Annotated in this window: 19 protein-coding genes; 10 read left to right on the top strand and 9 right to left on the bottom strand. The window is 71.7% G+C overall.

All coding sequences use genetic code 11. The features are described 5' to 3' along the window. Positions 1–25: 25 nt before the first annotated feature. The 3 genes from pheA (at position 26) to ABTY04_RS02410 (ending at position 3,572) form a co-directional block, all read left to right on the top strand. On the top strand, positions 26–961 hold the full coding sequence (gene pheA / locus ABTY04_RS02400) for a prephenate dehydratase (protein WP_352211427.1): 936 nt from the start codon (positions 26–28) through the stop codon (positions 959–961). A 524-nt stretch (positions 962–1,485) separates the two neighbouring features. After that, the gene (serS, locus tag ABTY04_RS02405; protein ID WP_352211428.1) at positions 1,486–2,763 is read left to right on the top strand and encodes a serine--tRNA ligase; all 1,278 of its coding nucleotides are present in this window, start codon (positions 1,486–1,488) and stop codon (positions 2,761–2,763) included. Next, entirely contained in the window at positions 2,760–3,572 is an 813-nt protein-coding gene (locus tag ABTY04_RS02410) for an HAD family hydrolase (protein ID WP_352211429.1), read from the top strand. The genes serS and ABTY04_RS02410 overlap by 4 nt, the downstream gene beginning before the upstream one ends. A 164-nt stretch (positions 3,573–3,736) precedes the next feature. On the opposite strand, the gene ABTY04_RS02415 is transcribed toward ABTY04_RS02410, so the two are convergent. The 5 genes from ABTY04_RS02415 to ABTY04_RS02435 form a co-directional block, all read right to left on the bottom strand. Then, positions 3,737–4,384: a rhomboid-like protein gene (locus ABTY04_RS02415; protein ID WP_352211430.1), complete on the bottom strand. Its 648-nt coding sequence runs from the start codon at positions 4,382–4,384 to the stop codon at positions 3,737–3,739. A gap of 85 nt (positions 4,385–4,469) precedes the next feature. Next, on the bottom strand, positions 4,470–5,189 hold the full coding sequence (locus ABTY04_RS02420) for an ABC transporter permease (RefSeq protein WP_352211431.1): 720 nt from the start codon (positions 5,187–5,189) through the stop codon (positions 4,470–4,472). A 14-nt stretch (positions 5,190–5,203) separates the two neighbouring features. Beyond that, positions 5,204–6,115: an ABC transporter ATP-binding protein gene (locus ABTY04_RS02425; RefSeq protein ID WP_352211432.1), complete on the bottom strand. Its 912-nt coding sequence runs from the start codon at positions 6,113–6,115 to the stop codon at positions 5,204–5,206. Further along, the gene (locus ABTY04_RS02430) at positions 6,112–6,999 is read right to left on the bottom strand and encodes an ABC transporter permease (protein WP_352211433.1); all 888 of its coding nucleotides are present in this window, start codon (positions 6,997–6,999) and stop codon (positions 6,112–6,114) included. The genes ABTY04_RS02425 and ABTY04_RS02430 overlap by 4 nt, the downstream gene beginning before the upstream one ends. Then, the gene (locus ABTY04_RS02435) at positions 6,989–7,972 is read right to left on the bottom strand and encodes an ABC transporter ATP-binding protein (protein ID WP_352211434.1); all 984 of its coding nucleotides are present in this window, start codon (positions 7,970–7,972) and stop codon (positions 6,989–6,991) included. The genes ABTY04_RS02430 and ABTY04_RS02435 overlap by 11 nt, the downstream gene beginning before the upstream one ends. Before the next feature lie 223 nt (positions 7,973–8,195). Between ABTY04_RS02435 and ABTY04_RS02440 the strand changes: the two genes are divergently transcribed. The 3 genes from ABTY04_RS02440 to ABTY04_RS02450 all read left to right on the top strand — a co-directional run bounded on the left by ABTY04_RS02440 (position 8,196) and on the right by ABTY04_RS02450 (position 12,037). After that, a complete protein-coding gene (locus tag ABTY04_RS02440) occupies positions 8,196–9,053 on the top strand; it encodes a M24 family metallopeptidase (RefSeq protein ID WP_352211435.1) in 858 nt (285 codons plus the stop codon). A gap of 5 nt (positions 9,054–9,058) precedes the next feature. Further along, positions 9,059–10,849, top strand: a complete 1,791-nt coding sequence (locus ABTY04_RS02445; protein WP_352211588.1) for an SDR family oxidoreductase — start codon at positions 9,059–9,061, stop codon at positions 10,847–10,849. Between the two features lie 273 nt (positions 10,850–11,122). Continuing rightward, on the top strand, positions 11,123–12,037 hold the full coding sequence (locus ABTY04_RS02450) for a MerR family transcriptional regulator (protein ID WP_352211436.1): 915 nt from the start codon (positions 11,123–11,125) through the stop codon (positions 12,035–12,037). A 127-nt stretch (positions 12,038–12,164) separates the two neighbouring features. On the opposite strand, the gene ABTY04_RS02455 is transcribed toward ABTY04_RS02450, so the two are convergent. Next, positions 12,165–12,941, bottom strand: a complete 777-nt coding sequence (locus ABTY04_RS02455; protein WP_352211437.1) for an aquaporin — start codon at positions 12,939–12,941, stop codon at positions 12,165–12,167. A gap of 133 nt (positions 12,942–13,074) precedes the next feature. On the opposite strand from ABTY04_RS02455, the gene ABTY04_RS02460 reads away from it, so the two are divergent. The 3 genes from ABTY04_RS02460 to ABTY04_RS02470 all read left to right on the top strand — a co-directional run bounded on the left by ABTY04_RS02460 (position 13,075) and on the right by ABTY04_RS02470 (position 18,649). Continuing rightward, complete coding sequence (locus ABTY04_RS02460) at positions 13,075–13,614, top strand: RNA 2'-phosphotransferase (protein ID WP_352211438.1); 540 nt, start codon at positions 13,075–13,077, stop codon at positions 13,612–13,614. Between the two features lie 119 nt (positions 13,615–13,733). Next, positions 13,734–15,638, top strand: a complete 1,905-nt coding sequence (locus ABTY04_RS02465; protein WP_352211439.1) for an HSP90 family protein — start codon at positions 13,734–13,736, stop codon at positions 15,636–15,638. Continuing rightward, positions 15,635–18,649, top strand: a complete 3,015-nt coding sequence (locus ABTY04_RS02470; RefSeq protein ID WP_352211440.1) for a tetratricopeptide repeat protein — start codon at positions 15,635–15,637, stop codon at positions 18,647–18,649. The genes ABTY04_RS02465 and ABTY04_RS02470 overlap by 4 nt, the downstream gene beginning before the upstream one ends. A gap of 52 nt (positions 18,650–18,701) precedes the next feature. Here the strand turns inward: ABTY04_RS02470 and ABTY04_RS02475 are convergent, their stop codons facing one another. After that, the gene (locus tag ABTY04_RS02475) at positions 18,702–19,607 is read right to left on the bottom strand and encodes an LLM class flavin-dependent oxidoreductase (RefSeq protein WP_352211441.1); all 906 of its coding nucleotides are present in this window, start codon (positions 19,605–19,607) and stop codon (positions 18,702–18,704) included. 147 nt (positions 19,608–19,754) lie between these two features. On the opposite strand from ABTY04_RS02475, the gene ABTY04_RS02480 reads away from it, so the two are divergent. Next, complete coding sequence (locus ABTY04_RS02480) at positions 19,755–20,639, top strand: Cof-type HAD-IIB family hydrolase (RefSeq protein ID WP_352211442.1); 885 nt, start codon at positions 19,755–19,757, stop codon at positions 20,637–20,639. A 25-nt stretch (positions 20,640–20,664) separates the two neighbouring features. On the opposite strand, the gene ABTY04_RS02485 is transcribed toward ABTY04_RS02480, so the two are convergent. Both ABTY04_RS02485 and cydD read right to left on the bottom strand, forming a co-directional pair. Continuing rightward, positions 20,665–22,401, bottom strand: a complete 1,737-nt coding sequence (locus ABTY04_RS02485; protein WP_352211443.1) for a sensor histidine kinase — start codon at positions 22,399–22,401, stop codon at positions 20,665–20,667. Between the two features lie 24 nt (positions 22,402–22,425). After that, positions 22,426–26,007, bottom strand: coding sequence for a thiol reductant ABC exporter subunit CydD (gene cydD / locus ABTY04_RS02490; RefSeq protein ID WP_352211444.1), 3,582 nt, complete (start codon positions 26,005–26,007; stop codon positions 22,426–22,428). Positions 26,008–26,013 lie beyond the last annotated feature (6 nt).

Raw genomic sequence — 26,013 nt, forward strand, 5'->3', positions numbered from 1 at the left:
GGGGACCCGGCATTAGGCTGATCACATGTCGGCCACCCGCTTCACCTATCTCGGTCCCGAGGGCACCTTCACCGAAGCCGCCCTCCGCACTCTGCCGGAAGCCGCGACCCGGGAGCTCGTCCCGATGGTGTCGGTCCCGGCCGCCCTGGACGCCGTACGCAACGGGGAGGCCGCGGCCGCCCTGGTGCCGATCGAGAACTCGGTGGAGGGCGGGGTCACCGCCACCCTGGACGAGCTGGCCTCCGGCGAACCGCTGATGATCTACCGCGAGGTGCTGCTGCCCATCGCGTTCGCGCTGCTCGTGCGGCCGGGGACCAAGCTGTCGGACGTCAAGACCGTCACCGGGCACCCGGTCGCCCAGCCCCAGGTGCGCAACTGGCTGCGGGGGAACCTGCCCGACGCGGTGTGGGAGTCGGCCGCCTCCAACGCCGACGGTGCCCGCCTGGTCCAGGAGGGCCGCTTCGACGCCGCCTTCGCGGGCGAGTTCGCGGCCGCCACGTACGGGCTCGTCCCGCTGGTGACCGAGATCCACGACGCGGAGAACGCCGAGACCCGGTTCGTGCTCGTCGGGCGCCCCGCGCGGCCCGCCGCGCCGACCGGCGCCGACAAGACCTCCGTCGTGCTGTGGCTCGGCGACGACCACCCTGGTGCGCTGCTGGAGCTCCTTCAGGAGTTCGCCGTCCGCGGGGTCAACCTGATGCTGATCCAGTCCCGGCCGACGGGCCAGGGCATCGGCAACTACTGCTTCGCCGTCGACGCCGAGGGCCACATCTCCGACCGCAGGGTCAGCGAGGCGCTCATGGGGCTCAAGCGCACCTGTCCCCAGGTCCGCTTCCTCGGCTCCTATCCGCGCGCCGGCGTCGCTCAGGGTGAAGTGCGCGCTCCGCGGCCCGGTACCTCGGACGGTGACTTCACGGCCGCTTCCGACTGGCTGACGCGCTGCCTCGACGGCCGGGCGTAGCTCTTCCCCTTGTCCACAGAGTTATCCACAGGGCGAGATGAGGACCTGTGGACTAGTCGACATCCTGGCGCGACAAGGTCGACAAATCGGTCGGTCGGCCCAGGTTTCGCGCTGGGGGACGGAAGGTGAACGGCGTCACCCCCGCATCGCCGATCAACTCTTTGGGGCGAGCCATTCCCACCCGAATGAGCGTGTGGGGGCGGTTTGAACTCTGATTCGTCCGGACGGGCCTCCGGCGGGGATTGATCTCATGACGTGTCCACAGATCCGACGCACAGCCTGTGGACAAGTCCGCGCGGTGAACCATTCCTGTGGACAAGGAAGAGCCTCCCGCCCTGCTCAGGGGATGCCCGGACACCCCGATTGCGCCCCTTTTCAGGGAATGGGCCGCTTTTATTGACCGATCGGGAAGGGCTACTTCCGGCCAGCCGGCCAGAGTTTTCCATTCTCCGCATTCGGGACATAGCGACAGGCAGCGTGATATCGGTGCGAGCCCGGGAAGCCCAGCCCGGTAGCCTGGAGGGGTGATTGACCTCCGGCTGCTCCGTGAAGACCCTGACCGTGTCCGCGCCTCGCAGCGCGCCCGTGGAGAGGACGTCGACCTCGTCGACGCACTGCTCTCCGCCGACGAGCGCCGCAGGTCCTCCGGCATGCGCTTCGACGAACTGCGCAATGAGCAGAAGTCGCTCGGCAAGCTCATTCCCAAGGCCTCTCCGGAAGAGCGGGCGGAGCTGCTGAAAAAGGCCGAGCAGCTCAAGACGGACGTCAAGGCCGCCGAGGCCGAGCAGAACGAGGCCGACGAGGCCGCCAAGCGACTGCTGCTCCAGCTCGGAAACATCGTCCACGAGGACGTCCCGGTCGGCGGCGAGGAGGACTTCACCGTCCTTGAGACGCACGGAACGATCCGCGACTTCGGTGCCGAGGGCTTCGAGCCCAAGGACCACCTGGAGCTCGGCGAGTTGCTGGGCGCCATCGACGTCGAGCGTGGCGCCAAGGTGTCGGGCTCGCGCTTCTACTACCTGACCGGTGTCGGCGCCCTGCTGGAGCTCGCCCTGGTCAACGCGGCGATCGCGCAGGCCACCGAGGCCGGCTTCGTCCCGATGCTGACCCCGGCGCTGGTCCGCCCGCGCGCCATGGAGGGCACCGGCTTCCTCGGCCAGGCCGCGGAGAACGTCTACCACCTGGAGAAGGACGACTACTACCTGGTCGGCACCTCCGAGGTCCCGCTTGCCGCGTACCACATGGACGAGATCATCGACGCCGACAAGCTGCCTCTGCGGTACGCCGGATTCTCGCCGTGCTTCCGCCGCGAGGCAGGTACGTACGGCAAGGACACCCGCGGCATCTTCCGCGTCCACCAGTTCGACAAGGTCGAGATGTTCTCGTACGTCGCACCGGAGGAGGCCGAGGCCGAGCACCAGCGTCTCCTGGAATGGGAGAAGCAGTGGCTGACCAGCCTGGAGCTGCCCTTCCAGGTGATCGACGTCGCCACCGGTGACCTGGGTGCCTCCGCCTCGCGCAAGTTCGACTGCGAAGCGTGGATCCCGACGCAGGGCAAGTACCGCGAGCTGACCTCCGCCTCGAACTGCGACAGCTTCCAGGCCCGCCGCCTGTCGATCCGCTACCGCGACGGCAAGAAGACGGCGCCGCTCTCGACGCTCAACGGCACGCTGTGCGCCGTACCGCGCACGATCGTCGCGATCCTGGAGAACCACCAGCAGGCCGACGGTTCGGTGCGGGTGCCCGCAGCGCTCCGCCCGTACCTGGGCGGCCGCGAGGTCCTGGAGCCGATCACCAAGTGAGCCCGGCTCCATTCCCGTACAAGCTCGTCGCGACCGACCTCGACGGCACGCTGCTGCGTGGCGACGACACCGTCTCGGAACGCACCCGTGAAGCGCTCGTCGCGGCCACCGCGGCGGGCGCGGCCCACATCATCGTCACCGGCCGGGCCGTGCCCTGGACCCGGGGTGTCCTGGACGATCTCGGCTACCGGGGGATCGCGGTGTGCGGGCAGGGCGCGCAGGTCTACGACGCGGGTGCGCACCGGCTCCTGACCTCGGTGACGCTGGACCGGCAGCTGGCAGGTCTGGCGCTGTCGAAGATCGAGGCCGCGGTGGGACCACTGGCACTCGCGGCCAGCCGGGACGGAGTGGACGGCGACGTGCTCTCCGGGCCCGGCTACCGGGTGCAGGAGGGCCTGCCGGCGGTGTACCTGGAGGACACGGCGGAGGTGTGGACGGCTCCGCTGAACAAGCTGTACATCCAGCACCCGGAGCTCGACGACGACACGCTGGTCAAGGTGGCCCGACAGACCGTGGGCTCCTTGGTGGACGTCATCATGGCCGGTCCGGGCATAGTGGAGATCCTGCCGCTGGGGCTGACGAAGGCCACCGGCCTCTCGCTGGCCGCGCGCCGGCTGGGTGTGAAGTCTGGGGAGACGATCGCCTTCGGCGACATGCCCAACGACATCCCGATGTTCGGCTGGGCTGCGCACGGGGTCGCGATGGCCAATGCACATGCGGAGCTGAAGGCAGTGGCCGACGAGGTGACGGCCTCCAACGAGGAGGACGGCATCGCGGTGGTGCTGGAACGCCTGCTGGGTGCCGCCTGACGATCCCGCCCGGAAACGGGGAAGGTCCGGAACAGCCCGCGCCGCAAGGCGCGCTCGAAGTGGCTGCTCCGGACCTTTTTGTTGCTCCCCGCACACTTCACTCTGCCCGGGGCGCACGCCCCGTACCAGTGATTTTCCGTGTGCCGGCCATAGCGCCGCGGTGGTCATGTTTCACGTGAAACATGCCTGGGGTGCGGGTTGCGGGTCAGCGGCCAGGCGAGCAGGCCGACGGAGAGCGAGATCGCATGCCCGAGATCGGTGAAGGTGCCTCCGGTGACGAGGGGCAGACCGAAGAAGGCGACGACACAGGCGAGATAGAGCCAGCGCAGTGGGTCCGGGAGCCGGTAGGTGAGGACTCCGATCGAGGCCGCGAGCCCGTAGCTGACGCCGACGTCGACGACGTGGACCATGCTGTGCGGGGCCCGGTGGTCCTGAATGGCCATCAGGACCACCTTCTCGCTGACCAGGGTGGCCGTGATGTGGGCGGTCGCGACGATGGCGAGCCAGCGCAGGGTACCGAGCCAGCGTTCGACCGGGGCGTGGAAGAGCTCGAAGAGGACGGCGTACAGCGCGAGCGAGGCGGGGTCCTCGATCCAGAAGGCACTGGAGAGCAGGGCCCGCACGGGGTGCCGGGTGAGCTCGTGGATGTTGCTGCTGTGGCGGTGGAGCAGGACGTGTTCGAGGTGGTCGGGCGCTATCACGACGATGACACTGGTGACCGCGATGATCAGCAGCCATATGTGCGTACCCGGCGACGAGCGTATCCAGGACCGTACGGGCCTGGACGGCTCGGGCTCGGGGTGCTCGACCATGCACTGATTTTGCCCCGGACGACGGTGCCCCGCCCGGCCGGTGGGCCGGGCGGGGCACCGTGCGCGAAGCCGGTACGGCTGTGGGTTACTCCTCGCCCGCCAGGGTCAGGCGGCGCAGCTTCTGGCCGGCATAGACGGTGGCGCCGACGGTGACCACCAGGAGCAGGATCACCGCGGTGGGGAGGCTGACGGTGGCGTCGACGTAGCCTTCGCCGGCGACCTTCTCCGCGAGGGCCAGAGCCCACTGCTGGACGCTGAGGGTCTTCGCCCCGGAGACCAGGCTGCCGAAGAGAGACTCCCAGATCAGGGCGTAGACCAGGCCGAAGACGACGGCGTGCCGGCTGATCGTGCCCAGCAGCAGGAACAGGGCGCTGTAGGCGATCGAGGCGACGAGGGCCGCGACGGTGTACGCGACGGCGATCTGCTGGCCGTTGCCGTTGAGGATGAAGCCTGCGATCAGGGTCGGGATCGCGGAGAAGGCCATCGTGACGCCGATCGCGACGATCAGCTTGGTCATGATGATCGTCGGGCGCTTCACCGGCTTGGAGAGCAGGTAGACGATCGAGCCGTCGTCGATCTCGGGGCCGATGGCGCCGGTGCCGGCGATGACGCCGATCAGCGGAACCATGGTGGCGAGGGCGAAGCCGCCCAGCAGGTCGGCGGCAACCTTGTCGTCCAGGCCGGCGAAGGTGCGGACGGCCAGGGAGAGGGCGATCAGCAGGGCGGGCAGCGCAAAGAGGATCAGCGCGCGGCGGCGGCCGAGCAGCGCACGGTAGGTGAGCCGGGCGACGGTGGGGTTGTACATGGGTGCCAGCTCCTTCAGGCCGCGACGAGGTAGGAGAAGACCGACTCAAGGGACTCGTCGGAGGGCGAGACCGTCAGCAGCCGGATGCCCTGCGCACGGGCGACCCGCGGCAGCAGTTCGGTGAAGCGGCCGAAGTCGACGGCCTGGATGCGCAGGGCGCCTTCCTTGAGGTCGACCTCGATGCCTGCGGTCGAGGGGTCGGCGATCAGGGCCGCGGCGAGGGCACGGTCGTCCGAGGAGCGGACAACGTAGCGGTGCGGGCGGTCCGTCATCAGGCGGCGGATCTTGCGGAAGTCGCCGGAGGCGGCGTGCCGGCCGGCGACGACCACCTCGATGTGGGAGGCGAGCTGTTCGACCTCTTCCAGGATGTGGGAGGAGAACAGCACGGTGCGGCCGTCCTCGCCCATGCGCCGCAGCAGGTCCATGAGCTGCATCCGCTGGCGCGGGTCCATGCCGTTGAACGGCTCGTCGAGGAGCAGCACGGACGGGTCGTGGACGAGGGCGGAGGCCATCTTCACGCGCTGCCGCATGCCCTTGGAGTACGTGGAGATCTTGCGGTCCTGGGCGTACTCCATCTCGACGGTGGCGAGCGCCCGCCCGGCGGCCGCGTCGTCGAGGCCGTGGAGCTCGGCGTTGGCGACGACGAACTCCCGGCCGGTGAGGAAGTCGTACATGGCCTCGCGCTCGGGCACGACGCCGATCTGCCGGTAGACCTGCTCGTTCTGCCAGATCGGCGTGCCGTCGAGGGTGACGGTGCCCGTGGAGGGGGCGAGGAAGCCGCCCATCATGTTGATGAGGGTGGACTTCCCGGCGCCGTTGGGGCCCAGGAGCCCGGTGACGCCGGGGCCGATGCGCATGGTCACGTCGTTGACGGCGACGACGTTCCCGAACCAGCGGGAGGTGTGGTCGATGTCGATGATGGTCACAGCCCGGCCTTCCGGTAGCGGGCCATCAAGGCGGCGTACGAGCCGGCGATGAGGGCGAGGACGACGAGCAGGTAGACGAAGCCGACGCCGGCCGAGGGGCCCTCGCCGCCGGGGAAGGCGGTGGTGGCACCGAGGAAGGCCGTCTGCACACCGTCGATCAGGGTGATCGGGGAGAACAGGCCCATCCATTCGATGGCACCGGTCGAACCGGTGCTGTACGCGATGCCCTGGACGGCGGTCACCGCGCCGTACGGGATCAGCAGCAGGGCGATGATGGCGGCGACGCCGAAGCCGCGGCGCGGGGTGAGCGCGGCCATGATCAGGCCGAGGCCGGCGAACAGCACCGAGAGCAGCAGCACGGAGACCAGTCCCTCGGCGAACCCCTTGGTCTGGTCCGCGAAGTCGAATTTGGCCAGCAGCGAGCCGATCCACATGATCAGCAGCGGTGTGGCGGTGAGGATGAACAGGGCCGAGGCCATCGCCGCGAACTTCGCGAGGACGTAGTCGATCCGCTCGATCGGCCGCGAGAAGTAGAGCGGCACGGTCTTGAAGCGCAGGTCCCGGGAGACCGACTGGGGTGCCTGCGAGGCGAGGTAGAGGCCGATGACCACCTGGGTGGTCAGGGCGTACGTCGTGTACTTGATCGGCAGGCTGGTGGAACCGGGGACCGCGATGGCGATCGCGACGATGATCAGCGCGGGGACGCACATCACCGCGAAGAGGATCATCGGGAGGACCTTGGACTTGGCGGACCGGCCGAGCCCGTAGGCGCCGCGCAGGGACTGCGAGAACAGCGACGTGCGGGCGTAGGAGCGGCCGAGCCGGGCTCCCTCGTAGGACCGGTAGCCGATGTTGTGGATCTGGGTCGAGGTGTCAGGCGCCATCGGAACCGGCTCCCTTCCGGACGAGCTGCTGCTGGTCGTTGTCGCGGAAGACCTCCGCGATGTGGTGGCGGCGCTGTTCCATGCGGACCAGGCCGAGTCCGAGGCCGGCGACGGTGTCGCGCACGATGTCGTACGTGTCCTCGCCGGTGGCCTCCAGGAGCAGGATGTGGCCGGCGCCGGGCAGGCCCTGCTCCTCGCCCGCGTGCAAGGTGAGGCCCGCGGCGGCGAGTGCCTTGCGCAGTGCGGCGGTTCCGTCCGGGTGGGCGTCGGTGTCGGTGACCTCGACCGCGAGGGTCGTGGTGATCTGCGTGAAGTCGCTGGTCGAGCTGGAGCGCAGCAGCTTGCCGCCGTCGACGACCACGACGTGGTCGCAGGTCCGCTCCAGCTCGCCGAGCAGGTGGGAGGTGACCAGGACGGAGATGCCGAAGTCGGTGTAGACGCGGCGGATCAGGCCGAGCATCTCGTCGCGGCCGACGGGGTCGAGCCCGTTGGTGGGCTCGTCGAGGAGGACCAGCTGGGGGTCGTGGACGAGCGCCTGGGCCAGCTTGACCCGCTGCTTCATGCCGGTGGAGTAGCCGCCGATGGGGCGGTAGCGCTCCTCGTACAGGCCCACGTGGCGCAGGGTGTCGGCGGTCCGCTCGCGGGCGGCGGTCGGCGGGAGCCCGGACATGCGCGCCATGTGCACGACGAACTCGGTGGCCGAGACGTCGGGCGGCAGGCAGTCGTGCTCGGGCATGTAGCCGACACGTTCACGGATGGCACTGCCATGGGTGGCAACGTCGAGCCCGAGCACGGCGGCGCGGCCCTCGGTGGCGGGGGACAGTCCAAGCAGGATCTTGATCAGCGTGGACTTGCCGGCTCCGTTGGCACCCACGAGGCCGGTCACTCCCGGCCCGATGTCCAGGGAGAGCCGGTCGATTGCGGTCACTCGGGGGTACCGCTTGCTCAGGCTTTCGGTCGCGATGACAGTCACGGCTTCGACGTTAGTGGCGCGGGTCGCGCGGATCGTCAGACCTGGAGCGTCATCCCGTCTCCGCCTTCAGGACTACACACCCTGACGAAAGGCTGATGCGGACCGGACAAGTTTGTCCACAGGTCCGTGCACGGGCCTTGACGTGATCTCCGGTCATTGTCACATTCATCAGTGTCAAGTTACGGGCGCGTAGCGCGTACGGCTCTAGGGACGGACGGCTGTCATGGCTGGGGACACCAGGCAACGCACCGCGCAACTCTCGGCGGACCTGCGCGGGTTCAGGGAAGTGCAACACCTCTCGTACGAGTGCGCGGAGACCGTCGCGGCGCAGCTGCGGCCGGGCGTGACCGAGCGCGAGGCGGCGCGGATGCAGCGCGAGTGGCTGCGCGAGCGCGGGGTGCGGGACTGGTTCCACCTGCCGTTCGCGTGGTTCGGGGACCGCACCGCGTTCGCGGACTTCAAGATCCCTCTCCAGTTCTTCCCGACGAACCGGAAGCTGGAGCCGGGGATGCCGTTCATCCTCGACATGGCGCCGGTGTACAAGGGGTACGCCGCCGACATCGGGTACTCGGGCAGCCTCGGGCTGAACCCCGTACAGGACCGGCTCATGTCCGATCTGCGGGTGCACCGCGAGCTGATCCTGGAGCAGGTCCGCGAGCGCCGCACGCTGCGCGAGATCTACGAGAACGTCGAGCGGCTGATGATCCGCCAGGGGTACGCCAACCGGCACCGCGCCTACCCCTTCGGCGTGATCGCCCACAAGATCGACCGGGTCAGGGAGCGGCGCTGGTCCCCGACCGCCTTCGGGTTCGGGACGCAGTCCCTCAAGGGGCTGGTCTCCGACGCCCTGCACGGACACCGCGAGGGCTGGTCCCCGCTGTGGAGCCCGTACCGCTTCTCCGACCACCGGCCGCAGCCCGGCCTGTGGGCGGTGGAACCGCACCTGGGCTTCCGGGGCACCGGCGCGAAGTTCGAGGAGATCCTGGTCGTCACCGACTCACGGGATCCCGTGGAAAGCGCGTTCTGGCTGGACGACGATCTGCCGCACGTGCGGCGCTGGGCCGAGGAGAAGGCAGCATGAGCGGCATGAGCGAAGCGGACGGCATCAAGGACACGGGCCTCGCAGGAGCGCGTGAGCGCCGGGTGAGCACCGGCGGCATCGAGCTGTGCGTCGTCGAACTCGGCGAGACGGACCGGCCGACCGTGGTGCTCGTGCACGGGTACCCGGACAGCAAGGAGGTCTGGTCGCAGGTCGCCGAGCGGCTCGCGACCCGCTTCCACGTGGTGCTCTACGACGTGCGCGGCCACGGGCGCTCCACGGCTCCGGTGCCGCTGCGCGGCGGCTTCACCCTGGAGAAGCTGACCGACGACTTCCTGGCCGTGGCAGATGCCGTCAGCCCGGACCGGCCGGTGCACCTGGTCGGCCACGACTGGGGGTCCGTCCAGGGCTGGGAGTTCGCGACGGTCGCCCGCACCGAGGGCCGGATCGCCTCCTTCACCTCGATGTCCGGCCCCTCCCTCGACCACTTCGGGCACTGGATCAAGAAGCGGATGGCCCGGCCCACCCCGCGCCGGGCCGCCCAGCTCCTCGGCCAGGGCGCCAAGTCCTGGTACGTGTACATGCTGCACACCCCCGTACTGCCGGAGCTCGCCTGGCGCGGACCGCTCGGCAAGCGGTGGCCTAGGATCCTGGAGCGCATGGAGAAGGTCCCGGCCGGCTCCTACCCGACGGACTCGCTGCCCTCGGACGCCGCGCACGGGGCCTGGCTCTACCGCGACAACGTACGGGCCCGGCTGCGCCGGCCGCGCCCCGACGCGTACGCGCACGCGCCCGTCCAGCTGATCACCCCGACCGGGGACGCCTTCCTCTCCGAGCGGCTCTACGACGAGCTGGAGCTGTGGGCCCCCGACCTGGTGCGGCGGACCCTGCCCGCCAAGCACTGGGTGCCTCGGACCCGGCCCGACCAGCTGGCGGCGTGGATCACCGAGTTCGTCACCGCCCGGGAGGAACCGGCCGCCCGGGCACCGCAGCAGAAGGCCCCGGGCAGGTACGCCGACCGGTTCGGTGGCCAGCTGGTGCTGGTCACCGGCGCCGCCAGCGGCATCGGCCGGGCCACCGCCTTCGCATTCGCCGAGGCCGGCGCCCGGGTGGTCTGCGTGGACCGGGACGCCGAGGGCGCGGCCCGCACGGCCGACATGGCACGGCTCATCGGGGCCCCCGAGGCCTGGGGCGAGTGCGTCGACGTCAGCGACGAGCAGGCGATGGAGAAACTCGCGGCAAAGACCGCCGCCGAGTACGGAATCGTCGACGTCCTGGTCAACAACGCCGGGATAGGCCTGTCGGGGCCCTTCCTGGAGACCACCTCGGAGGACTGGAAGAAGGTGCTGGACGTCAACCTGTGGGGTGTCATCCACGGCTGCCGGATCTTCGGCAGGCAGATGGCCGAGCGCGGCCAGGGCGGACACATCGTCAACACCGCCTCCGCCGCCGCCTACCTGCCCTCCAGGACCCTGCCCGCGTACAGCACGTCGAAGGCCGCGGTGCTGATGCTGAGCGAGTGCCTGCGGGCCGAGCTCGCATCTCAGTCGATCGGGGTCTCGGCGATCTGCCCCGGCATCGTCAACACCAACATCACCGCCACCTCGCGCTTCGCCGGGGTGGACGCGGCGGAGGAGAAGCGCCGCCAAGAGCGCTCCTCCCGGCTGTACGGCCTGCGCAACTTCCCGCCGGAGAAGGTCGCCGACGCGGTCCTGCGGGCGGTGGTGCGCAACGAGGCGGTGGTGCCGGTGACACCGGAGTCCAAGGGCGCCCTGTGGCTGTCCCGGTTCGCGCCGGGCACCCTGCGGCGGCTCGCGAAACTGGAGCCCCGGCTGTGAGCGGGTCGGCGGAGCCGGACCGCGGCGGCTCCGGGACCGCCTCGCGCGGGTCCCCGTACGCGATCGGCCCGCGCCGGGCGGCCTTCGGCCGGCCGACCACCCCGCCTCGGTGGAGAGAGCCCGGCACGGCCATATCCCGCTCCTTCCGGCGGTCGTACCATCCCTCGCAGGAGGGCTCGCTGCGCAGGGCGGTCGAGTGCCTTGCGGCTTCGCCTGCCGCCCGGGCCGCGGCGGCCGCGGTCGGCCGAGCCGCCATGTCGTAGGGAGCCGGGATTGTCAGAACAGGCGGTGGCCGAGTACCGGATCGAGGATCTCGCACACCACAGCGGAGCGACGGTACGCACCATCCGGGCGTACCAGGACCGCGGGCTGCTGCCGAAGCCCGAGCGCAGAGGCCGATCCAACGTCTACCGGAACACGCATCTGGCGCGGCTGCGCCAGATCGCCGACCTGCTGGACCGCGGCTACACGCTGGCGTCCATCAAGGAGCTGCTGGAGGCCTGGGACGCCGGGCGCGGGCTCGGCGGCGTGCTGGGGCTCGTCGCCGAGGTGCACGGCCCCTGGACCGACGAGGAGGCCGCCCGGATCAGCCGGGCCGAGCTGAACGAGCGGTTCGGCGGCCGGCCCGACGACGACGCGGTGGGCGAGGCGTGCGAGCTGGGGGTGCTGGAGGCGATCCCGGGGCGCCCGGACGAGTTCCTGGTGCCGTCCCCGCAGGAGCTGGCGGTGGCTGCCGAGCTGTACGCGGCCGGAGTGCCGCTGTCGGCGATCACCGGGCACCTGCGGGAGCTGCGCGGGCAGGTGGAGCACATCGCCTCGCGGTTCCTGGAGTTCACCACCGAGCACGTCTTCGCCCGCTACCTCGGGCAGGTGCCGCCAACGGACGCGGACGCGGCCGAGGCGGCGACGATGGTACGGAGACTGCGCCCTCTGGCCCAGCAGACGGTGGATGCCGAGCTGGCACGGGCGATGCGGCTGTTCGCGACCCGGCATCTCCAGCGCCACCTGGGAGCGTCCGGGGCCCCGCAGCCTTCGGGGCCCGCGTCGGTGGCACTGCCGGCGGAGACGGTACGGGCGGTGCAGGAGCTGGTCGGCGCCGAGCACGTGGGGGAGTTCGTCCGGGCCGCGACGGAGCGGGAGCTCCAGGCCCGGACGATGAACGAACTGGCGCGCCGGGGCGGCGGGTAACGGCCGACGCCACTCGGTCGGTAGTCCACAGGGCGGATCACTCGTTTACCGTCAAATCCCACCCAACCGGCTGTGGACAAGTCGGTATTACCTGTGGGCAACCCTGTGGACATCCCTGCGGGACGGCTCAACCGATGGTCTCGTACGCGGGTTTCACGGGGGTCGCGGGAGCGGTGACACCGGTGGTGCCGGTGACACCGGTGGTGCCGGCAGTACCGCGCCGGGTGCTCCCGTAGAGGAGTGCTGCGAGGGCCAGGCCCAGGACGCCGCCGGCCAGCTGGGCCGCGACGAATCCGGGCAACGACTGCGGGGCGATGCCGGTGAAGGAGTCGCTGAAGGCGCGCCCGATGGTGCCCGCCGGGTTGGCGAAAGAGCCGGACGAGGTGAACCAGATCGCGGAGGCGATGTACGCGGCGACCGCGGCCGGGATCAGCTTCGGCCGTCCGATGCGCTCCAGGCCCTGGATGACGAGGACGAGCCCGGCGGTGGCCACGATCTCGCCGACGAGCAAGTGGCCGCCACCACGGACATGCGTGGAGAAAGTGCCGGGGGCGCGGCCGAACATCGCCTCGGCGAGGACGGCGCCGCCGATGGCCCCGGCGGTCTGGGCGGCGGTGTAGACCAGGACCTCCCGGCCGCCGAGCCCTTCACCGCCCGTCCGACGGGCCCACCAGGAGGTGAGGGTGACGACCGGGTTGAGGTGGGCCCCGGACAGCGGCCCGAAGAGAGTGGTGATCAGCCCCAGGCCGATGGCCGAGGCGAGCGAGTTGGCGGCGAGGGCGACACCGGTGTCATGGCTGAGGCCGGCGGCCTGGATACCGGAACCGATCACCACCACGAGAAGGCCGGCGGTGCCGATGAGCTCGGCGACCGCGCGGCGCGGCAGAGAAGCGTGGACTGTCATGGGTTCTCCCCCTGGGCAGCAGTTCAACGGAAAATGTATTCCGTATCTTGGAAATGCGATAGAGGGTGTCTCAGCTGGACAGAACGGCGATAAATCCCTGCTGAACCCCCGCCCGACCCGGCAAGCTGGGTCCATGGACGACAGACGCACCGTGAAGGTGTCCAAATACGTCTCGAAACATCTGCGGCATCAGCCGGAACGCATCGGACTGGTGCTCGATCCCCAGGGGTGGGTGGAGATCGACGACCTTCTCCGCGCGGCCGCGGCCCACGGCTTCCCCGTCAGCCGCGCCGAACTCGACCACGTCGTCGCCGCCAACGACAAGCAGCGGTTCGCCGTCGCCGGCACCCGCATCCGGGCCAACCAGGGCCACACCGTCGCCGTGGACCTGGATCTGCCGGAGGCCGAGCCGCCCGCGTACCTCTACCACGGCACCGTCGCCGCCGCTCTGGACGGGATCCGCGCCGAGGGCCTGCGCCCCATGGCCCGCCACCACGTGCACCTGTCCCCCGACCGGGAGACCGCGACCCGCGTGGGCGCCCGGCGCGGTCGGCCGATCGTGCTCGCCGTGGACGCGGGGGCGATGCGGGCGGCCGGGCACGTTTTCCGGATCAGCGCCAACGGCGTGTGGCTGGCGGACGCCGTCCCGCCGCAGTTCCTGCGCTTCTCTTAGCGCCGGAATTCCCCAAGAGATTGTCAGATCATCCCCCTACTCTGTTTCTCATTCCGATCCGTGAGGGGGGTACCTCGCGATCGCCGAACCATCCATGCGAGCACGCGAGGTGACGCCCCGTGACGTCCACATCCTCTTCCTCTTCCTCTTCTTCCTCGTCTTCTTCTTCCTCCTCCCGCTCCGCCGACCACTCCGACCCCTCGGCCAACAGCTTCCAGGTCGATCTGCGCGGCCTGGTCGACCTGCTCTCCCACCACCTCTACTCCAGCCCGCGCGTCTACGTCCGCGAGCTCCTGCAGAACGCAGTGGACGCCGTCACCGCCCGCCACGCACTCGACCCGGAGGCGGAGATCCGCATCCGCCTGTCCGCATCCGCGGGCCGGGTGACCATCGAGGACAGCGGCATCGGCCTGACCGCCGCCGAGGCCCACTCCCTCCTCGCCACCATCGGCCGCAGCTCCAAGCGCGGCGGCGACCACGGCCTGGAGACCACCCGCCGCGAGTTCCTCGGCCAGTTCGGCATCGGCCTGCTCGCCTGCTTCGTCGTGGCCCGCCAGATCCGCGTCATCACCCGTTCCGCCCGCGACCCCCAGGCCGCACCCGTCGAATGGCTGGCCACGGACGACGGCTCGTACACGGTCCGCGAACTGCCCGACGAGGCACGCCGGGAGCCCGGCACCACCGTCGTCCTCCAGGCCCGCCCCGGAGCCGAGGAGTGGACCGTCCCGGCCAAGGTCGAGCAGCTGGCCCGCGACTACGGCTCCCTGCTCCCGTACGACATCAGCTTCGACGACGGCGAGGGCGGCGAGCCGCGTGCCGTCACCGACCGCCCCGCCGTGTGGGACCGTCCCTTCCCCACCCCCGCCGCGCGCCGCGTCGCGCTCGCCGGCCACTGCGCGCAGCTCTTCGGCTTCACCCCGCTGGACAGCATCGACCTCGACCTGCCCGTCGCCGGGGTGCGCGGCGTGGCGTACGTGCTCCCCGAGCCGACCAGCCCCGCCCACCGGACCGGACACCGCGTCCACCTCAAGGGCATGCTGCTCACCGACCACGCCGACAACCTGCTGCCGGACTGGGCTTTCTTCGTCCGCGCGGTCATCGACACGGACACTTTGCGGCCCACCGCCTCCCGCGAGAACCTGTACGACGACGAGACCCTGTCCGCCGTACGGGAGGCCCTCGGCGCCCGGGTCCGGGCCTGGCTCGCCGAGCTCGCCGCGAGTGAACCGGAGCGCCTGGCCGCCTTCCTGGGCGTCCACCACCTCGGAGTGAAGTCCCTGGCCCGGCACGACGCCGAACTGCTCGGACTGATGCTGCCCTGGCTTCCGTTCGAGACCAGCGACGGATCGATGAGCCTCCAGGAGTTCACCGCCGCCCACACCGAGGTCCACTTCACGCGCACCGTCGAGGAGTTCCGTCAGATCGCCCCGATCGCGGCCGCCCACGGCCTCGGCGTCATCAATGCCGGATACACCTACGACGCCGACCTGCTCGCCCTGCTGCCCTCCGTACGGCCCGACCTCAAGGTCACGGAGCTGGACGCCGGGGCGGTCACCGAGCGGCTCGACCCGGTCCCGACGTCCGCCGAACTGGCCCTCGCGCCGTTCCTGTCCACGGCGCGCACCCGGCTGGAGCCGCAGGGCTGCGACGTGGTGCTGCGCGCCTTCCAGCCCGTCTCCGTACCCGCCCTCTACCTCGACGACCGCCAGGCCCGCCAGGAGCGCGACCGGACGGCGGCGCTTGACAGCGCCGACTCGCTGTGGAGCGGAATCCTCGGCGCGCTGCGCGGCTCCGGGCCGCGCGCCCGCCTGGTGCTCAACCACAACAACCCGCTGATCCGCCGGATCTCGGCCCTGCCCGACGAGGCCCTGACCGCCACAGCCGTCGAATCGCTCTACGGGCAGGCGCTGCTGATGTCCCAGCGGCCGCTGCGCCCCGCCGACACCACACTGCTGAACCGGGCCTTCCTCGGGCTCCTGGAATGGGCGACCCACTCCACCGACTCCCAGGAGGGACAGAAGTGACCACGCTGACTCGCGAGGAGATCGAGCGGGGCCTGGAGGAGAACCACGGCGCCCCGAACGGGGCCGCGCGCAACGCGCACGCCGAGGTGCTGGCGGGCGCGGCCGAGGCGACCGGTGACGGGCCGCTGTTCCGCAAGGCGCTGGACAACCTGATCAACGCCTATCTGTGGAGTGCCGAGTCCTCGAAGATGCTGGTGCCCTTCGCCCGGCTGCTCCAGGAGTACGACAAGGACCCCGGCGCCTTCTCCCGCTGGGACGCACACTCGCTGTTCTGGCAGTTCAAGTGGGTGGCGACGGCCATCAGCGATTCCCCCGAAATCCCGCTGGAGTCCGCGACCGGCTGGCTGGACGAGATGGAGCGCCGCTACCGGATCGCGGGCTACAGCGAGCGGCCGGTGCGCGAGGCCGAGCTGTGGCTCGCCGACGCGATCGGCGACGACGACCGGGCCGAGCGGGCGTACCGCTCCTGGCTGGCGGCCGACCGCGACGACATGAGCGACTGCCGGGCCTGTGAGCTCAACGGCCAGGGCGCGTATGCCGTGCTCCGCGGGGACGACACCCAGGCCCTGGAGGTCTGGCAGCCCGTGCTGGCGGGCGAGCGGACCTGCGCCGAGGAGCCCCACCGGCTGCTCGCCACCTCGCTGCTGCCGCTGCTGCGCCTCGGCCGCCTCGACGAGGCCCGTTCGCATCACGTGCGCGGCTACCGGATGGCCCGCGGCAACGAGAGCCTGCTGCCGTCGGTCGGCAAGCACATCGAGTTCTGCGCCCTGAGCGGCAACGAGTCGCGCGGCCTGGAGATCCTCGCCGAGCACGCCGCCCACGTCGGCCCGCTCGCCAATGCCGACGACCAGATGGCCTTCCACGGCGGCATCCTCGTGCTGCTGCGCCGGCTGATGGAACTGGGGCACGGCCAGAGCCCGGCCGTCCCGTACGACGGCGTCCCGCACACGGTCTCCACGCTGTACGAGGTGCTGCGCACGGGCTCGATCGAGATCGCCAGGCGGTTCGACGCCCGCAACGGCACCACCCGCGTCTCCGACCGGTTCCTCACCCGGATCGGGCGGGAGCCGCTCGTCGATGTACTGCCGCTCGGGGTGCGCAGCACGGAGCTGCCGCAGCCGCAGACCACTGCGTCCGTGACCGCCCCTGCCGCTGCGGCTGCGCCCGCAGCGCCCGCGGCCGGTCTCGACGTACTGGTGGAGCGCGCCCGGCAGGCCCGGGAGCAGCGGCATCCGGCCGCGGACGCGCTCTGGGACGAGGTCGGCGTACGAGTGGACGCGCTCCCGGAGGGCGAGGTGGACCCGCTGGTCGCCGCCGATGTGGCGGACCACCGGGCCCTGGCGGCCGCGCGCCGCGGATCCGGGAACGCGGCGGAGCTCCTGGAGGCGGTCCGCAACGGCTATCGGGCGCTCGGGCAGGCGGAGCGCGCCGCGCTGGCGGAGCTGCGGCTGGCGAGCGCGGCCGCGCAGTCCGGGGCCGCGCCGGAGCGGATCCGGGAGCTGCTGGCGGTGGCCGTGCGCGCCGCCGAGGCGCTGGACCGGGACGAGCCGCTGCGCGCCCGCCGGATCGCGCTGGCGCAGCTCTCCTCGATCCGTGTGGAGTCGTACCTGCGCTCGCTGGAGGCCGGCCCGGAGCACGATCACCTCCACGGCCCCGGCCAGGACCACGGGCACGGTGAGCTGGCGGCCGGGCTCCGCGCGTTCGCCGCCGCCCACGAGGCGGAGCTGCCCGACCTGGTGGCAGAGGCCGAGGAGATGCTGGGCCGTGTCGCCCTGACGCAGGGCGACCCCGAGCGGGCCCTGCCGCTGCTGGCCGCGTCCGCGGGGCGCGCCGTGTCGGCCGGTCTGCCCTGGCAGGCCGTGGACGCGCTGGTGCTGCGGGCCGGCGTGCTGATGTCGCTGGGCCGGCCCGAGGAGGCGGAGAAGGCGGCGCGCTCCGCGCTGGAGCACTCCGCGGAGGTGATCGAGGCCGAGACGCAGGGCGTCGTGCGGCTCACCCTCGCGGACATCCTGCTGCAACGCGCCGACGCTGCGGCGGAGGCGGCCGAGCACGGTCTCACCGCGGCGCACTGGTTCGACCAGGCAGGCCTGACCTCCGACGGAGGAGCGCAGGCCCGGCTGGTACTGGCCAGGGCGTACGCACGGGAGAGCCGGAACGCCGACGCGGCGGAAGTGCTGCAGTCGACGCTGCCCGATCTGCTGGAGCACGGCGAGGGACAGGCCGTGTCCGTACGGGAGTTCCTCGGCGATCAGCTGCGGCAGCTGAACGACCCTCGGGCTGCGGCGGAGCAGTACCTGCTGGCGGCGGAGGTGGCCAAGGGCTGGGAGGACCCCCGCCCGCAGGCCGCCCTCGCGCAGGCAGCCGCGGAACAGCTCTCGGCCGCGCGCCTGGAGCAGGAGGCGGTCGCCGCGTACGAGCGGTCCCTGGAGCTGTACCGGGTGACGGGGGATGCCCCGGTCGCCGAGGTGCGGATCCTGCGCTCCCTGGCCTGGCTGGCGCCGCGGAGGAAGGCCACCGCTGCGGCGTGGGCGCAGGCGCGGGAGCTGATGGACCAGGCCGTCCGGGTCCTGGAGGGCGCGCTGGCCGAGAACGCGGAGTCCCCCGGGGTCCCGGCCGCGCAGCTGCGGGCCGAGCTCGCCCAGACCTGGCTCCAGCGGGCGCAGGTGGTCGACTGGAGTGTCAGCGCGCACGAGCAGGCTGACGACGAGGAAGACGAGGGTTCCCGCCCTGGCGTGGTGCGCAGCGAGGAGGAGATCGAGGCGCTGCGGCTGGAGGAGATCGAGCTCAGTGCGCGCGCGGCCGGCGTCTATGCCGAACTGGGTCCGGACCATCTGGGGGACCGGCTCCAGTGCGTGCAGTACGCCGCATGGACCGAGTACGAGATGGGGCGCGGTGAGGCGGGGGCCACTCGGATGTCGGCGCTGATCGACGAACTCCGTGCCCTGCCCTGCGGAGTCCCGGACGATCTGCTGGAGCGTGCCCAGTCCTCCCTGGACAGCATGAGGTCCTGACGTCCTGAGCCTGGTGCCCCCGTCGCCCGGTGGCGACGGGGGCACCAGGGCATCAGCCGTCCAGCTGGGCGAGCCCCTCGGTGGCGATCTTCTCGAAGACGTTCTCGTCGGCCGCGAACTCGGAGTCCGGGATCGGCGCGTGGATCACGATCTCGGTGAAGCCGAGCTCCTGGTGGCGGCCGGCGAAGTCGACGAACGCATCGACGGAGTCCAGCATCGTGTTGCGGTCCGGGGTGAAGCCGGTCAAAAGGATCTTCTCCACCGTCTCGGACGCACGCCCGATCTCGGCGAATGCCTTGTCCAGCCGGGCCAGCTGGCCGCGGATGGCCTCCAGCGACTGTTCGGGGGTGCCCTCCTGGAAGAGCTTCGGATCGCCGGTCGTCACCCAGGCCTGACCGTGGGCGGCGGCCAGCTTGAGACCCCGCGGGCCGTTGGCGGCGACGGCGAAGGGCAGTCGCGGCCGCTGAACGCAGCCGGGAAGGTTGCGGGTCTCGTCAGCGGAGTAGAACGTGCCGCGCGCGCTGACCGCGGTCTCCGTGAGGATGCGGTCCAGCAGCGGCACGAACTCTGCAAAACGGTCCGCGCGCTCACGCGGGCTCCAGGGGTCCTGGCCCAGCGCGCTCGCATCGAACCCGTCGCCGCCGGCGCCGATACCGAGGGTGAAACGGCCGCCGGAGATGTCGTCCAGGGACATGAGCTCCTTGGCCAGCGTCACCGGGTGCCGGAAGTTCGGCGAGGTGACGAGCGTGCCCAGCCGCATCTTCCCGGTGGCGGCGGCCGCCGCGGTCAGGGTCGGGATCGCGCCAAACCACGGCTTGTCGCGGAAGGACCGCCAGGTCAGGTGATCGTAGGTGTACGCGGTGTGGAACCCGAGCCGCTCGGCTCGCACCCACTGGTCACGGCCGCCCTCATGCCACGGGCGTACCGGGAGAATCACAGTGCTCAGACGCAGACTCATGCGTTCGAGACTACGGCCCCGCTCGTGTTTCACGTGAAACATGAGCCGTCACCGTTTCCCTGCGGGCATCTCCCGATGGCGGCCCGGGGGAGAAAGATCGCCATCCGGCGCGGGGCCCGGCCCACTCTGGTCCGCAGCCGCAGGGCCATGGGCGAAGATGGGTCCGTGACCTCGGCTCCCCAGCGCCCGGACGGGCCAACCCCCACGCCCCGGCTCATTGCCACCGACCTCGACGGCACCCTGCTGCGCGACGACAAATCCGTCTCGCTCCGCACGGTCGCCGCACTCGCCGCCGCCGAGGAGGCCGGAATCGAGGTCTTCTTCGTCACGGGCCGCCCGGCCCGCTGGATGGACGTGGTCAGCAACCACGTCCACGGCCACGGCCTGGCGATCTGCGCGAACGGAGCCGCGGTGGTCGATCTCCACGCGGGCCGGGAGTTCGTCCAGGTCCGCGCGCTGCCGCGGGCCACGGCGCTGACGGTCGTGGAGACCCTGCGCGCCGCCGCCCCCGGCACGTCCTTCGCGGTCGAGATGACCACCGGCATCAACTACGAGCCGCTGTACCCGCCGTTCTTCAAGGACCCGGGCGCCCATGTGGCCACCGCCGAAAAGCTGCTGGAGGAGGACGCGGACGACACCTCCGCCCCCGTCCTCAAGTTGCTCGCCCACCACGCCGAGCTCGCCCCGGACGAGTTCCTGGCGCTCGCCCGCTCGGCCGCCGGCGCCTACGCATCGATCACCCGCTCCAGCCCGACGGCCCTGCTGGAGATCAGCGGGCTGGGGGTCTCCAAAGCCAGCACCCTGGAGCTGTGCTGCGCCGAGCGCGGTATCGCCCCCGCGGAGGTCGTCGCCTTCGGGGACATGCCGAACGACGTGGAGATGCTCCGCTGGGCGGGCACCTCGTACGCGATGGGCAACGCCCACCCGGACGTGATCGCGGCTGCCTCCGGTCGTACCGTCGCCAACAACGAGGACGGCGTCGCCGTCGTCATCGAGCGCATCATCGCGAAACACGCCGCGCGCCTGCGGTAGGGCCCGGCACCAGCGGCGAAGGCGGTCAGAGCGGAGCCTCCCACAGCAGGGTGGTCCCGCTGCCGTCCTCTCCGATACCGGGCCCGTACGAGCTCGACCCGCCCAGCGACTCGGCCCGCCGGCGCAGATTCCGCAGCCCGCTGCGCCGGCCGCCCTCGGCGATGCCCACCCCGTCGTCGGCGACCTCCAGCCGCACCCCGGGCCTCCCGTCGGGCAGGGTGGCGGTGCAGTCCACGACCACCTCGATCCGGGACGCCTCCGCATGCCGGAAGGCATTCGACAGGGCTTCGCGCAGCGCCGCGATCAGGTTCTTGCCCACCAGCTCGCCGACCACCGCGTCGATCGGGCCGAGGAACCGGTGCGCCGGCTTGAAGCCCAACGGCACCGCAGCCATGTTGATCTCCCGCAGGACCCGGGTGCGCAGCCCCGACGGGGCCTCGGCCGGTCCCTGCTGGAGCGCGAAGATCGCGGTGCGGATCTCCTGGATGGTCACGTCCAGCTCGTCCACGGCCTTGCCGACCCCGTCGACGACCTCGGGGACGACCGACCGCCGCTTGGCGCCCTCCAGCATCATCCCGGTGGCGAACAGCCGCTGGATGACCAGATCGTGCAGGTCCCGGGCGATCCGGTCGCGGTCCTCGAACACGGCGAGCCGCTCCCGGTCGCGCTGTGCCTCGGCCATCATCAGCGCGAGCGCCGCCTGGGAGGCGAACTGGGTGGCCAGGGTCCGCTCGGCCTCGCTGAAGGGCCTCCTGCCGTGGCCCCGCGGGGTCACCAGCGCGCCCAGCACCCGCCCGCCGCTGTGCAGCGGCAGCATCATGCAGGGTCCGTACTGGCTGGTCAGGCGGCTGACCATGCGGGGGTCGGAGGCGGCGTCGTCCACGAAGACCGGCTCGCCCCGGAGCAGCTTCGCCACCACCGGACTCTCGGCCGGGACCACCAGGCCGAGCGAGGTGGCGGGGTTCTCTGCCGACACGGCGACGATCTCCATGCCGCCCTCCTCGGCCGGGAGCATCACGATCCCTGCGGCGGAGTCCGCAAGGTGGCGGGCCTGCTCGGCCACCACCGCGAGAGCGTCGTCGGCGTCCCCGCCCGAGAGCAGGGCGGTCGTGACGGCCACCGAGCCGTCGATCCACCGCTCGCGCTGGGTGGCGGCCTCGTACAGCCGGGCGTTGCCGATGGCGATGCCCGCCTCGGTGGCCAGGACCCGGACCATGTGGACGTCGTAGTCGGTGAACCGGCCGCCGCCGTTCTTCTCGGCGAGGTACAGATTGCCGAAGATCTCCCCCTGCACCCGGATCGGGACGCCGAGGAAGGTCTTCATGGGCGGGTGGTGCGGCGGGAACCCGGCCGAGCGCGGATCCTCCGTCAGATCGGCGAGCTGCACCGTCTCGGGATGGGAGATCAGCGCGCCGAGCAGGCCCCGCTTCCCGTCCGGCCGGTGCCCTATCTTCCGGGCCACCTCGGCGTCGATGCCGAAGGTGACGAAGTCCGACAGGCCGCGGCCCTCCGTGTCGACCACGCCGATCGCCGCGTAGCGGGCGTCGGCGAGTTCGGCGGCGGTCTCGCAGATGCGGTCGAGGGTGGAGTGCAGTTCGAGGCCGGTCCCGACCGACCGCATGGCCTCAAGGAGTCGCGGTACCCGGGCCGTGAGCTCGGTCGAGAGGCCCTGCAGACTCCGGGTGGCCAAGGTGGCCGCCTCCAGCGGGTCCGGCGTTCCGGGTGATGGCTCAGGCGGTTCCTGCGACTCCTGCACTGACATGCCCTTGAGCCTAGTTAGTCCCATTTACCGGGGAAAGTCGGCCAGAGCGCCGTCGGCCAGCCGCTCCCGCTCCATCATGTTCCGCAGCGGGCCCTCGGCTGCGGCCAGCTCTGCGTACGTTCCGCGCTGCACGACCGCTCCGCGATCCAGCACGAGCACCTCGTCGACCGCCTCCAGGCCTGCCATCCGGTGCGTGATCAGCACGGTGGTGCGGCCCTCGGTCGCGGCGAGCAGATCCGCCGTCAGGGCGTCGGCTGTGGCCAGGTCCAGGTGCTCGGCCGGCTCGTCGAGCACGAGGACGGGGAAGTCGGCGAGCAGGGCCCTGGCCAGGGCCAGGCGCTGCCGCTGGCCGCCGGAGATCCGCTCGCCGTGCTCGCCGACCAGGGTGTCCAGCCCGTCGGGGAGACCGTCGGCCCACTCCAGCAGCCGGGCCGCCGCCAGGGCCTCCCGCAGCTGCTCCTCGCTCGCCCCGGTCCGGGCCAGCCGCAGGTTCTCCCGCACCGAACTGTCGAACAGGTGCGCGTCCTGGGCGCACAGGCCCACGATCCGGCGGACCCCGTCACCGTCGAGCGTGCGCGCGTCGGTACCGCCCAGGGTGTACGCGCCTTCGTGCAGGTCCAGGAACCGCAGCAGGACCTGGGCCAGTGAGGTCTTGCCCGCACCCGAGGATCCGACGACGGCGATCCGCCGGCCGGCCTCCAGGGTCAGGTCCAGCCCATGCAGCGCGTCGTGCTCCTGTCCGGGGTGCCGGGCGGCGAGCCCCGTCAGCCGCAGCGGGAACGGGGAGGCGGGCACCTCGGCCGGCCGCTCCGGCTCGGCGACCGGGACGGGAGCGTCGATGACCTCGTAGATCCGCTCGGCGCTGCGGCGCACGCGCTGGCGGTACTGAACGGCCTGCGGAAGCCCGTTGACCGCCTCGAAGGCCGCGAGCGGGGTCAGCACGGCAACAGCCATGGCCACGCCGGACAGCCGTCCGTCGTGCACGGCGCCGGCGGCCACGGCCGCCGCGACCACCACGGTCAGCCCGCACACGAGGGCGGAGAGCCCGCTCCCGAGCCCCGTGGCGGCGGCTCCCCGCGCGGCGATGGCGGTCAGCGTCCGGTCGCTCTGCCGCGCGGCGTCCTTGCGCCCGGCAAGCGCGCCGGCGACGGTCAGCTCGGCGGTCCCGGTGAGCAGGTCGGCCACCCGGGTGGCGAGCTCTCCCCGGGCCGGCGCCAGCCGCCGCTCCGCACGCCGTGCGCAGGCACCGGCGACCAGCGGCACCCCGACCCCGGCGGCGAGCAGCCCGACGGCGAGCGCGGCCCCTGCCCCGGGGAGCAGCCAGGCGGTGAAGGCGACCGAGCCGGTCCCGACGAGCACCGCGGTGCCGACCGGCAGCAGCCAGCGCAGCCAGTAGTCCTGGAGGGCGTCGGCATCGGCCACCAGACGGGCCAGCAGGTCTCCGCGTCGGTGCTCCCGCAGCCCGGCGGGCGCGATGCGCTCCAGCCGCCGGAACACCGACACCCGCAGTTCGGCGAGCATCCGCAGCACGGCATCGTGGGAGACGAGCCGCTCCGCGTACCGGAAGACCGCGCGACCGAGCCCGAAGGTCCGGGTGGCCGTGACGGCCACCATCAGGTAGAGCACCGGCGGTTGTTCCGAGGCACGCGAGATGAGCCATCCGGAGACGGCCATCAGCCCGACACTGCACCCGACGGCCAGCGCCCCGAGCAGCAGACCGAGCCGGAACCTGCCCTGCCACGCCTTGGCCACGGCGCGCACCCGCCGAAACGGATCGCCGCCGCCCGTCCCGGCTCCGGCAGCCGTGCCCGCCCTTTCCGGGGTGCTGCCGGGGATCCACTCCCCGGGAGCGGACGGCCCGTCGTGCGCCCGGCCGGAGCCGCCGGAGGTCCTGGGGACCGCCCCGCGCCGGGCGGGGGAGGGAGAGGCGAGGAGCCCCGTCGCGCCCACCGGAACCACGCGGTCGGCGACGGCCAGCAGCGCCGGCCGGTGGACGACCAAGAGGACGGTGCGCCCCACCGCGAGGCGTCGCACCGCGTCGACCACGGCCGCCTCGGTCTCCCCGTCGAGAGCCGCGGTCGGCTCGTCCAGCAGCAGCACCGGCCGGTCCGCGAGGAACGCCCGCGCCAGCGCCAGCCGCTGGCGCTGTCCGGCGGACAGGCCGGCCCCGCCGTCCCCCAGTTCCGTGTCGACGCCCCGCGGCAGCGCGGATACGAACTCCCACGCCCCGGCGTCCTTCAGCGCGTCGGCCACCGCGCCTGCGGAGGCATCCGGCCGCGCCAGGCGTACGTTCTGCGCGATCGTCCCGGCGAACAGGTGCGGCTGCTGCGGCACCCATGCGATCCGCTCCCGCCACTCCTTGAGCAACAGCGACGCGAGGTCCACGCCCCCGATCCGCACCCGCCCCGCGGTCGGCACCACAAAGCCCATCACCACTTGGAGCAGGGTGGACTTGCCCACCCCGCTCGGCCCGGTGAGGGCGACGCACTCCCCGGGTTCGACCGCCAGCGAGACCGGTCCCGGCGAGTCCTCGCCCCGGCCCTCGTACCGGACCGCGACCCCGTCGATCTCGATCCGCAGCCCCGAGGCCGGCACCGGGTCCGTGCCGCCGGAGGCGGCGACGGGGGTCTGGAGCACCTCGAAGATCTCCTCCGCGGCCGCGAGCCCCTCCGCGGCCGCGTGGTACTGCGCCCCGACCTGGCGCAGCGGCAGATAGGCCTCGGGCGCCAGGATGAGGATGACCAGCCCGGTGTACAGGTCGAGGTCCCCGTGGACCAGCCGCATGCCGATGGTCACGGCGACCAGTGCCACCGAGAGCGTCGCCAGCAGTTCCAGCGCGAACGACGAGAGGAAGGCGGTGCGCAGGGTCCGCACCGTCGCCTGCCGGTACTCGTCTGTGATCTTGCGGATCGACTCGGCCTGGGCCTTCGCCCGGCCGAAGACCTTCAGCGTGGGCAGCCCGGCCACCACGTCCAGGAAATGCCCCGACAGTCGGGACAGCAGCCGCCACTGGCGGTCCATCCGGGACTGGGTGGCCATACCGATCAGCACCATGAACAGGGGAATGAGCGGCAGGGTGACGACGATGACGGCGGCCGACACCCAGTCCTCGGTGACGATCCGGGCGAGGACCGCGACAGGGACGACCACCGCGAGCCCCAGCTGGGGAAGATAGCGGGAGAAGTAGTCGTCGAGGGCGTCCACGCCCCGGGTGGCCAGCGCCACCAGCGCCCCGGTTCCTCCCCAAGCTCTTCGGCCAGGGGATACCCCATGACCGCTCAGCCAGCCGGGCCCCAGATCCGCTGCCCGGTCCAGCAGCCGGCCCCGCAGCTGCGACTTGACCGCCGCGCCGGCCCGGTGGGCGGCGAGCTCCGTGAGCCAGGCGAGCAGGCCGCGCCCCAGGGCCACTGCCGCGAGCAGCAGCAGCGGCATCCGCAACGCCTCGCCGTCCAGTCCCTGCTCGAAGGCGCCGACCACGATCTCGGCGATCAGCATCGCCTGACCGACGACCAGCCCTGCCCCGGCAAGCCCCAGGGCCACCACGGCCGCCAGGAAGAGGCGGGTGGACCGGGCGTACCGAAGCAGGCGCGGGTCGATCGGTTTCACGTGAAA

Origin of the sequence: Streptomyces sp. NPDC097981, from assembly GCF_040302565.1 — a bacterium.
GTDB lineage: Bacteria > Actinomycetota > Actinomycetes > Streptomycetales > Streptomycetaceae > Streptomyces.

What these genes read in the sequence shown, in the direction of transcription:
- pheA (WP_352211427.1), top strand. Translation starts at nt 26, where the DNA reads ATGTCGGCCACCCGCTTCACCTATCTCGGTCCCGAGGGCACCTTCACC.
- ABTY04_RS02415 (WP_352211430.1), bottom strand. Translation starts at nt 4,384, where the DNA reads ATGGTCGAGCACCCCGAGCCCGAGCCGTCCAGGCCCGTACGGTCCTGG.
- ABTY04_RS02420 (WP_352211431.1), bottom strand. Translation starts at nt 5,189, where the DNA reads ATGTACAACCCCACCGTCGCCCGGCTCACCTACCGTGCGCTGCTCGGC.
- ABTY04_RS02430 (WP_352211433.1), bottom strand. Translation starts at nt 6,999, where the DNA reads ATGGCGCCTGACACCTCGACCCAGATCCACAACATCGGCTACCGGTCC.
- ABTY04_RS02440 (WP_352211435.1), top strand. Translation starts at nt 8,196, where the DNA reads ATGGCTGGGGACACCAGGCAACGCACCGCGCAACTCTCGGCGGACCTG.
- ABTY04_RS02445 (WP_352211588.1), top strand. Translation starts at nt 9,059, where the DNA reads ATGAGCGAAGCGGACGGCATCAAGGACACGGGCCTCGCAGGAGCGCGT.
- ABTY04_RS02455 (WP_352211437.1), bottom strand. Translation starts at nt 12,941, where the DNA reads ATGACAGTCCACGCTTCTCTGCCGCGCCGCGCGGTCGCCGAGCTCATC.
- ABTY04_RS02460 (WP_352211438.1), top strand. Translation starts at nt 13,075, where the DNA reads ATGGACGACAGACGCACCGTGAAGGTGTCCAAATACGTCTCGAAACAT.
- ABTY04_RS02475 (WP_352211441.1), bottom strand. Translation starts at nt 19,607, where the DNA reads ATGAGTCTGCGTCTGAGCACTGTGATTCTCCCGGTACGCCCGTGGCAT.
- ABTY04_RS02480 (WP_352211442.1), top strand. Translation starts at nt 19,755, where the DNA reads ATGGGCGAAGATGGGTCCGTGACCTCGGCTCCCCAGCGCCCGGACGGG.
- ABTY04_RS02485 (WP_352211443.1), bottom strand. Translation starts at nt 22,401, where the DNA reads ATGTCAGTGCAGGAGTCGCAGGAACCGCCTGAGCCATCACCCGGAACG.